The 12169-nt window shown below is 65.7% G+C and carries 9 protein-coding genes; 8 read left to right on the top strand and 1 reads right to left on the bottom strand.

All coding sequences use genetic code 11. From position 1 onward, the window contains the following. Window positions 1-56: 56 nt before the first annotated feature. Window positions 57-785 (bottom strand): FadR/GntR family transcriptional regulator, encoded by a 729-nt coding sequence (locus IAG25_RS01930; RefSeq protein ID WP_187603267.1) that lies wholly within the window; start codon window positions 783-785, stop codon window positions 57-59. Between the two features lie 377 nt (window positions 786-1162). Here IAG25_RS01930 and IAG25_RS01925 point away from each other — a divergent pair, with 377 nt between their 5' ends. The 8 genes from IAG25_RS01925 to IAG25_RS01890 all read left to right on the top strand — a co-directional run bounded on the left by IAG25_RS01925 (window position 1163) and on the right by IAG25_RS01890 (window position 12168). Then, window positions 1163-2290, top strand: a complete 1128-nt coding sequence (locus tag IAG25_RS01925) for a sugar ABC transporter substrate-binding protein (RefSeq protein WP_187603266.1) — start codon at window positions 1163-1165, stop codon at window positions 2288-2290. 35 nt (window positions 2291-2325) lie between these two features. Next, window positions 2326-3888: a sugar ABC transporter ATP-binding protein gene (locus tag IAG25_RS01920; protein ID WP_187603265.1), complete on the top strand. Its 1563-nt coding sequence runs from the start codon at window positions 2326-2328 to the stop codon at window positions 3886-3888. Further along, on the top strand, window positions 3885-4865 hold the full coding sequence (locus tag IAG25_RS01915) for an ABC transporter permease (RefSeq protein ID WP_187603264.1): 981 nt from the start codon (window positions 3885-3887) through the stop codon (window positions 4863-4865). Before IAG25_RS01920 ends, IAG25_RS01915 begins: the two co-directional genes overlap by 4 nt. Further along, window positions 4862-5848, top strand: coding sequence for an ABC transporter permease (locus IAG25_RS01910; protein WP_187603263.1), 987 nt, complete (start codon window positions 4862-4864; stop codon window positions 5846-5848). The genes IAG25_RS01915 and IAG25_RS01910 overlap by 4 nt, the downstream gene beginning before the upstream one ends. A 78-nt stretch (window positions 5849-5926) precedes the next feature. Further along, complete coding sequence (locus IAG25_RS01905) at window positions 5927-7444, top strand: hypothetical protein (protein WP_187603262.1); 1518 nt, start codon at window positions 5927-5929, stop codon at window positions 7442-7444. A gap of 296 nt (window positions 7445-7740) precedes the next feature. Then, window positions 7741-9438, top strand: a complete 1698-nt coding sequence (locus IAG25_RS01900; protein ID WP_187603261.1) for a 5-guanidino-2-oxopentanoate decarboxylase — start codon at window positions 7741-7743, stop codon at window positions 9436-9438. Continuing rightward, entirely contained in the window at window positions 9435-10910 is a 1476-nt protein-coding gene (locus IAG25_RS01895) for an aldehyde dehydrogenase family protein (protein ID WP_187603260.1), read from the top strand. The genes IAG25_RS01900 and IAG25_RS01895 overlap by 4 nt, the downstream gene beginning before the upstream one ends. A gap of 160 nt (window positions 10911-11070) precedes the next feature. Further along, window positions 11071-12168, top strand: a complete 1098-nt coding sequence (locus IAG25_RS01890) for an ABC transporter substrate-binding protein (RefSeq protein WP_187603259.1) — start codon at window positions 11071-11073, stop codon at window positions 12166-12168. The last annotated feature ends 1 nt before the right edge of the window (window position 12169 follow it).

The raw sequence follows: 12169 nt of genomic DNA, 5'->3' as shown, positions 1-12169 counted from the left end.
TGGGTTGGTGCGAATTGAAGCAAGTCTCTCGCCACGGTCCGTTACGTCGCCGCCCGCTAGCGCCAGGCCTGCGTGAACTCGCTGACCACGCGCGCGAGATGCGCCTGCATCGCCCCGCGCGCAGCGCTCGCATCGCGCGCCATAATGGCCGAAAAGATGCGCTGATGGTCATCCTGCGAAGCCTCGCGCAACGCGGGCGTGTGAAAGTGCTCCTCGATCTTTTTCCACAACGGATCGGCGCGGGAGTTGTCCCATATCGCGGTCACGACCGAGTGGAGCACTTCGTTTCCCGTCGCCCGCGCAATCGCCAGATGGAAATCGCGGTCGGCGGCTTCGTTGGCGGCCTTGTCGTGCATGTTTTCGCGCATCGCGCGCAACGCGGCGAAGAGCCGGTCGAGGTCCGCATCCTTGCGTTCGATAGCGGCGAGCGCCGCGATCCCGCTTTCGATCACCGCCCGGGCGCGCAGCGTCTCGATCGGGCCCAGCCCGCGCGGCATCCTGAACGTCACGGAGCGCGCCTCCGGTGCTTCGGCCACGTAGATGCCCGACCCGACACGCACCTCGACGACGCCCTGCACTTCCAACGCGATGATCGCCTCCCTCACCTGCGTGCGGCTCACGCCGAAACGCTCGGCCAGCGTGCGTTCGGAAGGCAGGCGGGCGCGCGGCCCGATGTCGCCGGCCGCGATCAGGTCGTAGATCCGGTTCGCCAGCCCGACATACGAACGGTCGCCCGCGTCCGTGTTGGCGAGACGGCCGGCTGGCGTGTGCGAAAGATCGGCCATCTGGGACTCTCGAGATCGTCAAGGACGCCGGGCGGCGCTCGAAGCTGGTCAAAATGGTACACCAATCCCTGTGCAACGCAGCATCGGCCGATCGCGGGCTAGCCTTACCCATCAAGCGTTTCAAGCCGAACGGCGCACGCTCGTAAACCACTATCGCGCGTGGATTGGTATGCCAGTACTGTCAGACGCGAACGCGCACGCGCGTGCCCTCCTGACACTTCGAGGGGCGCTTTTGAAAATGGTCCTGCTGCTAGTTCGATCGCGTCCCGCCTGGCAAATCCGCAAGATTCCGTGCTTCTCGCGCACCGTGTCGCCAATCCACGACGAGCCATGCGCGCCCGCAGTCGGTAGATTGAATCCAACAACAAGGAGACAACATGCGTCCAGGAATCCAGGTGCTCAGAGTGACGGCGAGCGCGGCATTGGCGTTGTGCACGAGTGCGGCTTTCGCGCAGGCTTCGATCGTTTCCGGTCCATCCAGCGATCCCGCATGCATGGTTCCCTGGAAGAGCGACACGAAGTTCGTCAAGTATCCGAAGAAGAACGGCCCGTACCGCATCGCGCTCGTGAACGGCTATATCGCCAACACCTGGCGCATCCAGATGATCAAGACGGCCAAGGCCTACACGGCGCAACCGGCGGTCGCCGCGAAGCTCAAGGAATTCAAGGTCGTCTCCACCGGCGAGGACGTCCCGGCGCAGATCTCGGCCGTCAACAACTTCATCGATGCGGGCTACGACGCGATCATCGTCGATGCGCAGAATCCCTCCTCGTTCGGCCCGGCGATCCGCCGCGCGAAGAAAGCCGGCGTCGTGCTGATCGCGTTCGACAACACGCTCGACAGCGAAGACGCGATCAACGTCGACGTCGATCAGTACGGGCTCGGCGTGCTGTGGGCCAAGTGGCTCGCGACCCATGTGCCGAACGGCGGCAAGGTGCTGGAGGTTCGCGGCGTGGCGGGCACGTCGGTCGATACGGACCGGCACAACGGTTTCCTGAAAACGCTCGACGAGACCGGCAAGAAGTGGAACGTCGTGCAGGTCTACGGCAAATGGGACGACGGCGTCGCGCAGAAGGCCGCCGCGGACGCCATCGCGGTGCAAGGCCATTTCGACGGCATTTCGGCGCAGGGCGGCGACACCGGCGTCGTGCGCGCCATGATCGACGCGAAGCATCCGTTCGTGCCGTTCGGCGGCGAGACGGAAAACGGCTTTCGCAAGTTCTGCGCGCAGTACGGCAGCCAGGGCCTGAAATGCACGTCGGCGGGCAGCGGTCCCGCGCAGGTGGCCGTGGCGATCAAGACCGCGCTCTCGGCACTCGACGGTCAGACGATTCCGGTGGCGATCAAGCTGCCCCTCGACATCACGGACGACGCGAAGCTGAAGGCGGGCGTCAACTACTTCCCGAACGAATCCGACAACTTCTTTGTCGGCAACTCGTTTCCGACATGCGGCATCAACTTCTCCGCGCAGGAAATCATGAAGCAGAGCCAGGGCAACCAGTAAGCGGATAATGGCGGCGACGTGACGGGAGACGAAGCATGCGGGACGACGCAGAGCGGCCGTTCTTTCAGATGTCCGGCGTGTCGAAGAGCTACGGCGGCGCCGTCGCGCTGGATCACGCGGAACTGGCGGTGCGCAGGGGACGCATCCACGCGGTCCTCGGCGAGAACGGCGCGGGCAAGTCCACGCTGCTGAAGGTGATGTCCGGCGTCGTGCAGCCGGACGAAGGCACGATGCACCTCGATGGCCGCGAAGTCTCGTTCGCGTCGCCCGCCGCGGCGAACGCGGCGGGCATCGTCTGCGTGTATCAGGAGCTGTCGCTGATCCCCGACCTGAGCGTGGCGGACAACATCTTCGCTGCGAATCCGCCACGGCGCTTCGGCATGATCGATCGCCGGGTGCAGCGCCGCCAGGCCGAGGCCGCGCTGGCCCGCGCCGGCGCGGCCGACATCAATCCGCTCACGAAAGTCCGCGATCTGCCGCTGTCGCGCCAGCAGATGGTCGAGCTCGCGAAGGGGCTGGCGCACGAGCCGCGCATCCTGATTCTCGACGAAGCCACGTCGGCGCTGACCGCGGCCGACGTGGCGCGCGTCATCGACGTGCTCAAGCGCCTGCGCGACGAAGGGCTCGCGCTGCTCTTCATCTCGCACCGGATGCACGAGGTGAAAGCGCTCGCGGACGAATGCACCGTCTACCGGAACGGTCGTCACGTGATGAGCTTCGAGGCGGGCACGCGCTCCGACAACGAGGTCGTCGAGATGATGATCGGCCGCAAGTACCAGCATGTGTTTCCCGCCAAGCCCGCGAACGAGCCCGGGCAACGCGGCCCCGCCGAAGCGGTTCTCGCCTGCCGCGACCTCGCGTGGAACGACACATTGCGCGGCGTCAGCTTTTCGGTGAGGCCCGGCGAAATCCTCGGGCTAGGCGGCCTCGACGGACAAGGCCAGCGCGAACTGCTGCTCGCGCTGTTCGGCGTGCTGCGCGGTTGCGCGGGCGTGATCGAGATCGACGGCAAGGCGGTGTCGATCGGGAGCCCCGTGGCCGCCCGCGCCAAACGCATCGGCATGGCGCTGATTCCGGAGGACCGCAAGACCGAAGGCCTGATGCTGCCGATGTCGGTGCGCGAGAACCTGTCGTTCGCCGCGCTCGATCGCATGTCCACCGCGGGCGTGATCGATCGCGACCGCCAGCAGTCGTTCGTCGACCGGATGATGGCGCTCCTCGCGATCAAGTCGTTCAGCACCGACGCGGCCGTGGGCTCGCTGTCGGGCGGCAACCAGCAGAAGGTTGTCATCGCGAAATGGCTGGTCCGGCAGCCGCGCATCCTGCTCCTGTGCGACCCGACGCGCGGGATCGACGTCGGCACCAAGCAGGAGATCTATCAGTTGCTCAGGCGGCTCGCCGACGAGGGCGCAGCAATCGTGTTCTATTCGACCGACTATGACGAGCTGATCGGTTGCTGCGACCGCGTCCTCGTGCTGTACGAAGGCAGGATCAAGAAGGAGCTCGCCGGGGCCGCGATCACCGAGCAGAATCTCATCGCCAGTGCGCTCGACCTGCCCGTCGGACAGGTCGCGCTTTCCAAAGGAGTCGCGCCATGAGCGGATTGCGCTACTGGTACGCGGAAAATCGCGGGTCGGCGTTCGCATTCGCCCTGTTCGTGCTGATGTTCGCGATCTACCTCTTCAACTATCCGTCGACGTTGTCGGCGAATGTGTTTCAGACGGCGGCGAACAAGGCGGTACTGCTCGCGCTGGTGTCGATGGGCCAGGCGCTCGTCGTACTGACGGCGGGCATCGACCTGTCGATCGGGATGATGCTCGTGCTGACGAATTGCCTGGGATCGTGGATCGTCACGGGCGGCGCGCTGCACAGCGCGCTCGGCATTGCCGGTGTGCTCGCGGCGGGCGCGCTGTGCGGCGCGCTCAACGGCGTCATCATCATTTTCGGGCGCTTGCAGCCCATCGTGACGACGATCGCAACGGGCGCGGTGTACTACGGACTGGCGCTGCTGCTTCGCCCGGTTCCCGGCGGCGCGATCAACGAAGACCTCGCCGACGCGCTGACCGGCAAGGTCGCCGGCGTCGTGCCGGCAAGCCTGTTGATTCTGCTCGCGGCCGTGGTGATCGTCTGGGTTCCCTTCAAGCGCTCCGCGATCGGCCGCGCGGCTTATGCAACCGGCTCCTCCGAACCCGCGGCCTTTCTCTCGGGCATGCCGATCCGCCGCGCGAAGTTCATGAGCTATACGCTCGCCGGCCTGCTCGCCGCGATCGGCGGCCTCTTTCTGACGTTCTTCACGGACACCGGCGAAGCCAGCCTCGGCAGCGCCAACTCGTACACGTTGTTTTCGATCGCCGCCGTGGTCATCGGCGGCGTGTCGCTGCTGGGCGGCAGGGGCAGCGCGATCGGCGCGGTCTTCGGCGCATTCGCGTTCCGCTCGATCGGCGACCTGCTGTTCGTGTTCAACGTCGATGCGCTATGGCAGCCGCTCTTCCAGGGCGTGATTCTTCTGCTCGCCGTTTCGATCGGCGCGTGCGGGCTGTTCCGGGTGCGCAACCGCCTGGAGTGGTTCCAATGAGCGACGTTTCCGCGAACGGACGCAGCACATTCGTGTCGAGGCTCGCACGCCGGATCGACAAGCCGATCGTGATCGCGTTCGCGTGCATCGTCGCGCTGCTGCTGGTCGGCGGGATGTATTCGCGCAGCTTTCTGTCGCCGGAGTACATCCTGCTGCAACTGAAGGTCGGCGCGTTTCTCGGCATCATCGCGACCGGACTGATGATGGTGATCCTGCTCGGCCACATCGATCTGTCGTTGCCGTGGACGATCACGGTCGGCGCGATGATGGCGTGCGCCGTCGCGGGGCACGGCGAACTGGGACGCGTCCTCGCGATTCCCGTCGGGATTGGTTGCGGCGTGCTGATCGGCGTCGTCAACGGCATTCTCGTCGCGCTCCTGCGCATTCCGTCGATGATCGCGACGCTCGCGACCAATGCAGTCGCGCAGGGCATCATGATCGTCTACACGGGGGGATCGTCGCCGCAGGATTCCGCGCCGGACGTCATGCGATGGCTCGCGGCGGGCTGGCTCGTGCCGGGTGTGCCGAACGCGGTCGCGCTGTGGGTCGTGATCGGCGGCGCGACGATGTTTCTGCTGTCGCGCACGACTTTTGGCCGCACGCTATACGCGATCGGCAACACCGAACGCGCGGCATACCTTTCCGGCATCGATACGCGGCTCGTGACCGTGGCCGCTTTCGCCGTGTGCAGCGCGTTCGCGGCGTTCGGCGGCGTGCTGCTCGCGGGCTATGCGTCGAAGGCCGCGCAGTCGATGGGCGATGCCTACCTGTTGCCGGCCATCGCGGCGGTCGTGCTCGGCGGCACGTCGATTCTGGGCGGTCGCGGGTCGTACCTCGGCACCGTGGCTGGCGCGATCCTCATCACGCTGCTGCAGTCGATTCTCTCGGTCGCGCAGATGCCGGAAGCGGGGCGTCAGATCATCTACGGCGTGGTGATCGCGGCGATGCTGCTGCTGTACGGGCGCAGCAAGCCGGAGGCGTAGGGCCGACGCATCGGTTCAAAAGAAGCGATCTGCATTCGTTCTCCTGAGAGCGAGGGTTATCAGCGAGGTCATTCCATCATGGCTGCCAGCAGATCCGTGCATGCAATCGCGGCGATCGTCATGTTTCTAGCGGCCATCATGCTCGGCGGCTGCGCCTCTCACGAAGCCTATCGCACCCAGGTCGTCAATCCCTGGCTCGACAGCCAGCAATGTCGCACCGATCGCGACGGCAAGACCGCGCCCGAATGCGCCGGACGCACGCCGGAAATCGTCGACGGAAAATACGAACTGCATTTCGTCGAGTTCGACGATCAGGGCTGGCTGCATCCCCAGACGGCCGCGTCGCCGGATGCCGCGCCCGATCAGTCGGCAATGCAAATCGATGCGATGATGGACAACCTCAAGCAGTATCTCAAGGCAAGAACCGACGTCAAGGTGATCCTGTTCGTGCACGGCTGGAAGCACAACGCCGAGACCGACGACGACAACGTGATGAAGTTCCGCCGCCTGCTCGAACGCGCGGCTTCCGACGAGCTTTATCAGCAGAGCAAGCGTCAGGTCATAGGCATCTATATCGGATGGCGCGGCAAGCCCTGGCTGCTGCCCGATCCCGTGCTGAATCTCTCGTTCTGGAACCGCAAGGCTACGGCGTCGCGCGTATCGGCGGGCACCGTGCGTGAACTGTTCGCTCGCTTGCGCAGCATGCAGCGCTATTTCAATCTGGAGGCGCTCAAGGAAGGCCGCCGCCCCGCGATGCGCACGCTGATGATCGGCCACAGCTTCGGCGGGCTGATTCTGTACGCCGCCACGTCGGGTCCGTTGATCGAGACGCTCACCGAGGAAAGCGATCTCGCGGACCTGCCGCCCTTGCAGCAGAGCGCGTCGAACGAGCGCACCGCCGAGGCTGAACGTGTCGCGGACATGATCGTGCTCGTGAACCCGGCGTTCGAGGCGTCGCAGTTCGAGGCGCTCTATCGCGTGGCGAACCGGCAGCAGCATCGGTGCTACGTTGCGCCGATGTTCATGTCGATCACGTCCGCAACCGACGATGCCACCGGTATCGCCTTTCCCGCCGGCCGCTTCCTGAACACGCTCTTCGAGCGCCCCACTTCCTCCGACGCGCAGGCGACCGCCATCAAGCAGACGCCGGGTCATGACGACGGCTATATCACGCATCGGCTGCACGGCCCGGCACAGGACGCATCGGCGGCGCACAGCGCCGTCTGCGATGGCTGGACGTCGGGCGACAAGCTGCTCGGCATGACCAACGACGAACTCGCGCGGGCGGTGACGAACAACAAGCGGCTCGAAGTGGCGCAGTCGCAAGCCTTCATCGCGGGACTGAATGCGCAACGGCCGGCTCCATCGACATGGCAACGCAAGTTCTGCGGCGGCGCCACGCTCGACGTCGAGGCGAAGGATGGCGTCGTCAACGCGCAGACGCTCGTCTGGAACGTCAAGGCGGACTCGAGCATCATCGACGGACACGGCGACGTGATGAACCCCGCATTGCTCGATTTCGTGCGCCAGATGTTCGGCGATACCGACCTGCCGGACGGCCCGGATCACGGCCGCAGCGCGTGCGACGAGCAATGAAACGCCACATGACCGGAGGCCAGTCCGCGCCTTCCCGGTAACGCCCTGCTCCGTCGTCTCGACGCGCGCCTTCCGCGTCAGCGCGATCTCTTCGATCGCCATCTCCGACGATATCCGTCTGCTCACGCCCTCACTGCCTCATGCAGGGAAGTCATGCGCCCCATGAGATCTTTTCGATTGTCGTCGCGACCGGGCCGCATCGAGAATGATTCCACCGATGCCCGAGACCCGTGCGCACTGTCGACTCGTAGAGCCGACTGCGTCCGCGCTCAAACCAACCAGGAATGCGACGACCGATGAACCTTCGCGAATCCAGCAAGCACTTCGACGAACGCAATGCACGAGCGGCGAACGGCCGTGCGGGCGCACGTCTTCGAACCTGTGGCGAAGCGCTCGTCACGTTGCTCGAAACCTATGGCGTCGAGTATGTCTTCGGCATCCCGGGCGTGCACACCGTGGAGCTGTATCGCGGGCTGGCAGACTCCTCGATCCGGCACGTTACGCCTCGTCACGAACAGGGCGCGGGCTTCATGGCCGACGGATACGCGCGTGTCACGGGCAAACCCGGCGTGTGCTTCATCATCACCGGGCCGGGCATGACCAACATCGCGACCGCGATGGCGCAAGCCTATGCCGACTCCATTCCGATGCTCGTGATATCGAGCGTCAATGCACGTAGCCACCTCGGCAACGGAGACGGACGTCTGCATGAACTTCCTTCGCAGCGCGAAGTATTCGACGGCCTCGCCGCGTTTTCTCACACCTTGCTGGATGCCGCCGAGTTGCCTCAGGTGCTGGCGCGCGCGTTCGCCGTGTTCGAGAGCGCGCGGCCGCGGCCCGTGCATATCGAGATTCCGCTCGATGTCATCGTGTCGCCGGCGAACGCGATAAAGGCTGCGCCCGCCGTGCGCGCGGCGAAGCCCGCAGCCCATCCTGCCGCGCTCGCTTCTGCCGTGGACCTGCTCGCCGATGCCCGCCGCCCGCTCATTCTCGCCGGCGGCGGCGCGGCGCACGCCGCGGTCGAATTGCGCGAACTCGCCGCGCGGCTTCAGGCGCCCGTCGCGCTCACCACCAACGCGAAAGGACTTCTGCCGGGCGCGGACCCGCTTCTCATCGGCTCGACGCAATCGCTGCCGCCGACCCGCGCGATGATTCGCGAAGCCGACGTCGTGCTCGCGGTCGGAACCGAACTGGGCGAGACCGACTACGACGTGCTCTTCGATGGCGGCATCGCGATCGACGGAAAACTCATCCGCATCGATATCGATGCGCAGCAGGTCATGCGCAATGCCCGGCCGGACGTGGCTATCGTCGGCGATTCGCGCGAGACGCTGAGCGCACTGTCGACGCGACTGCACGAGCGAGAAGTGCTTCCCGCGTCGCCGGACTGGGGCGCGGCGCGCGTGACGGCGGTGCGCGACGCCATCTTCGCCAACTGCGACGCCGCGATGCGATCGCAGAAGCGCCTGATCGACAAGATCGTGCACGCGCTGCCGGGCGTCATCATTGCAGGCGATTCGACGAGCCCGGTCTACGCGGGCAATTTCCTCCACGATGCGCCGGCCCCGCGCTCATGGTTCAACTCGTCGACCGGTTACGGCACGCTCGGATACGGGCTGCCTGCCGCAATCGGCGCGAAGCTCGCCGCGCGTGAGCGGCCCGTCGTGTGTCTGATCGGCGACGGCGGCCTTCAGTTCACGCTGCCGGAACTGGCGAGCGCGATGGAAGCGCGCGTGCCCGTGATCGTGCTGCTCTGGAACAACTTCGGCTACGGCGAGATCCGCAAATACATGGACCAGCGCGATATCTCGCCCGTTGGCGTCGATATCTACACGCCCGACTTCATGGCGCTGGCGAAAGCCTTCGGATGCGAGGCCGCGAGCGTCGACGAACCACAGGCGCTCGACGCGCAATTGCGGCGGGCGGTATCGCGCGAGGTCCCGACCGTGATCGAGGTTCGCGAAGCCGACTGGTTTGCACGGGTGCCGTCATGAGCGCGCAGGCACGCCCGGTTTTCGATTTTCCGCTGCGCACCCGGCTCTTCATCGATGGCTGCTGGTGCATGCCCGAGACGAGGCAGCGGCTGCCCGTCATCGATCCATCGACTGAGGAAACGATCGTCGAAGTGGAGGCCGGCGGCCCCGCCGATGTCGATTGCGCGGTGCGCGCGGCATCGCGTGCATTTCGCACCTGGAAGCAGACATCGGGCACGGAGCGCGCGGGTTTTCTGCGGGCGATTGCGCGCGGCGTGGAGGCGCACGGCGAACAACTCGCCGCGCTTCAGTCGCTTAACAACGGCAAGCCGATCGCCGAATCGCGCATCGACGTCGGCGACGTGGTCGCGACCTTCGACTACTACGCGGGCCTCGCCGAAACGCTGGACGCAGTGGAAGAAGAGATCGCGATTCCGAGCAGCGATCATCGCGCCGTGATCCGTCGCGAACCGGCGGGCGTGGTCGGCCTGATCGTGCCGTGGAACTTTCCCATGGTCACGACGGCGTGGAAGCTCGCCCCCGCGCTCGCCGCGGGATGCACGGTCGTGCTGAAGCCCTCCGAATTCACGCCCTTGCCGGAGCTTGAACTGGCCGCGATCGTCGAGCGGGCGGGTCTGCCGCCGGGCGTATTCAACGTCGTGACCGGCACCGGCACGGAGGTCGGCGCGGCGCTCACGACGCATCCGCTCGTGTCGAAGGTGTCGTTCACCGGCAGCACGGCGGTCGGCGAGCAGGTCATGAAAGCGGCGGCGCAATCCATCAAGGGCGTGAGCCTCGAACTGGGCGGCAAGTCGTCGATCGTCGTTTTCGCGGACGCCGACCTCGATCTCGCCGTCGATCTCGTCACGGGCGGCGCGTTCTTCAATGCCGGACAGATGTGCTCGGCCACGTCGCGGGTGCTCGTCGAGCGGCCGCTCGCGGAGGCGCTGATCGCGCGCCTCGCCGACCGGGTGGCGCGAACCGTCGTCGGCGATCCGTTCGCGTCCGGCGTGCAGATGGGGCCGCTCACGAACCGCGCGCAGTACGAACGCGTGCAGCGTTTCATCGCGCGGGGCAAGGCCGACGGATCGAGTCTCGTGGTCGAGGGCTCGGCGCCGCAAGGGCCGGGCTATTTCGTGCAGCCGACGATGTTCGTCGACGTGCCCACGAACAGTGCGATCTGGCGCGAAGAGATCTTCGGACCCGTGATGTGCGTGCGCGCTTTCGATACGGAAGACGATGCGATCGCCGCGGCCAACGACACCGAGTTCGGGCTGGTCGCCACCGTCGTCACGCGCGACGCGGCGCGCGGCCAGCGGGTCGCCGGGGCGTTGGAGGCGGGCGTCGTCTGGATCAATGCACCGCAACTGATCTTTCCTCAGACTTCGTGGGGCGGCTACAAGAAGAGCAGCATCGGCCGCGAACTCGGGCCGTTCGGGCTCGCGGCTTTCCAGGAAATCAAGCAGGTCCTGAGCGCAACGGGCCCCGTCTGAAAGGTCTTTTCAAGCTCGAGCCATGCGCTCGGCTCATGGCAACCATGCCGAGATTTCGATTGTTGCCGAAATTTGGCATCCCTAGAGTGTTCTCACCAACGCCGTTTCAGATCGACCGACCGCATCGACCGACTGCTGCACGCTCAGCGAGGAGATAACCATGCAGGACATCAAACGAGGCAGAAGGCAGGCCATCAAGACCATCGGCATGGCGCTCGCTGCATCGAGCCTGCCGATGCCGTTCATCAGCACGGCGCGGGCGCAGGAAAAGAGCTTCGCCGGCAAGACGCTGCGTCTGCTCACATGGTCCGACGACACGGGCGCGGCGGCTCTGCGCAACATCGCCGCGACCTTCAGTCAGAAGACCGGCGCGCAGGTCATCGCCGACCGTGCGGACGGCACCTCCGGCATGGTGGCGAAAGTGAAAGCGGCCGGCGAGAAGCCCACCTACGACGTGATCACGCTCGCGGGCGTGGGCGCCTCGGGTCTCGCGGATGCCGGCCTGCTGACGAAGCCCGATCTGAACCGGCTTCCCAACCTGAAGGATGTCGCCCCGCAGTATCAGACCGGCGCCAATGGCTTCGGCATCGGTTACCTGCTGTGGTCGGACGGGCTTATTTACAGCACGTCGTCGGTCAAGACGGCGCCGTCGAGCTACGAGGCGCTGTGGGATCCCAAGTATGCGGGCCGGATCTTCCTGCCGCCGCCGGAATGGGCCGAAGCGGTCGATCTCGCGATCATCGCGGCGAAGATGGCCGGTGGCTCGCAGCAGAACATCGAGCCCGGCTTCAAAAAGCTCGCTCAACTGAAGGACCGGGTGCTCACGCTCGGCGAGAATCCGAATCAGGTCGCCGATCTGTTTCGCACCGGATCGCTGGACATCGGCGGCATCTACTCCCCGGCATTCTTCCCCAACCAGTTGCGCAAGCCCGAGTACAAGATGGCCGTCACGTACGGCATGAAGGAAGGTTTCGCGACCCAGCTGATGTTCACGGTCATCCCGAAGGCGCATCCGGGCGACATCGACCTGATCCACGCGTTCATCAACCATTCGCTCGATGCCGGCGTGCAAGGCCGCATGGCCGCCGACGTGCTGAACGGTCCGGTGAACTCGAAGGCGCTGATTCCCGCCGAAAGCCGCGCGTTCGTGCCGTCGGCCCAGCAGATCGCGCAGAACGCCGTGCTGCACGACGACAAGGCGCTGGCGGCGGTGCAGCCCGCCTGGATCAAGCGCTATACGGAACTCTTCTCGGCCTGAG

The organism is Caballeronia sp. EK (assembly GCF_014384845.1).
Classification (GTDB): domain Bacteria; phylum Pseudomonadota; class Gammaproteobacteria; order Burkholderiales; family Burkholderiaceae; genus Caballeronia; species Caballeronia jiangsuensis.
This window is presented reverse-complemented; position numbering and strand designations above follow the sequence as displayed.

What these genes read in the sequence shown, in the direction of transcription:
- IAG25_RS01890 (WP_187603259.1), top strand. Translation starts at nt 11,071, where the DNA reads ATGCAGGACATCAAACGAGGCAGAAGGCAGGCCATCAAGACCATCGGC.
- IAG25_RS01910 (WP_187603263.1), top strand. Translation starts at nt 4,862, where the DNA reads ATGAGCGACGTTTCCGCGAACGGACGCAGCACATTCGTGTCGAGGCTC.
- IAG25_RS01930 (WP_187603267.1), bottom strand. Translation starts at nt 785, where the DNA reads ATGGCCGATCTTTCGCACACGCCAGCCGGCCGTCTCGCCAACACGGAC.
- IAG25_RS01900 (WP_187603261.1), top strand. Translation starts at nt 7,741, where the DNA reads ATGAACCTTCGCGAATCCAGCAAGCACTTCGACGAACGCAATGCACGA.
- IAG25_RS01920 (WP_187603265.1), top strand. Translation starts at nt 2,326, where the DNA reads ATGCGGGACGACGCAGAGCGGCCGTTCTTTCAGATGTCCGGCGTGTCG.
- IAG25_RS01905 (WP_187603262.1), top strand. Translation starts at nt 5,927, where the DNA reads ATGGCTGCCAGCAGATCCGTGCATGCAATCGCGGCGATCGTCATGTTT.
- IAG25_RS01895 (WP_187603260.1), top strand. Translation starts at nt 9,435, where the DNA reads ATGAGCGCGCAGGCACGCCCGGTTTTCGATTTTCCGCTGCGCACCCGG.
- IAG25_RS01925 (WP_187603266.1), top strand. Translation starts at nt 1,163, where the DNA reads ATGCGTCCAGGAATCCAGGTGCTCAGAGTGACGGCGAGCGCGGCATTG.
- IAG25_RS01915 (WP_187603264.1), top strand. Translation starts at nt 3,885, where the DNA reads ATGAGCGGATTGCGCTACTGGTACGCGGAAAATCGCGGGTCGGCGTTC.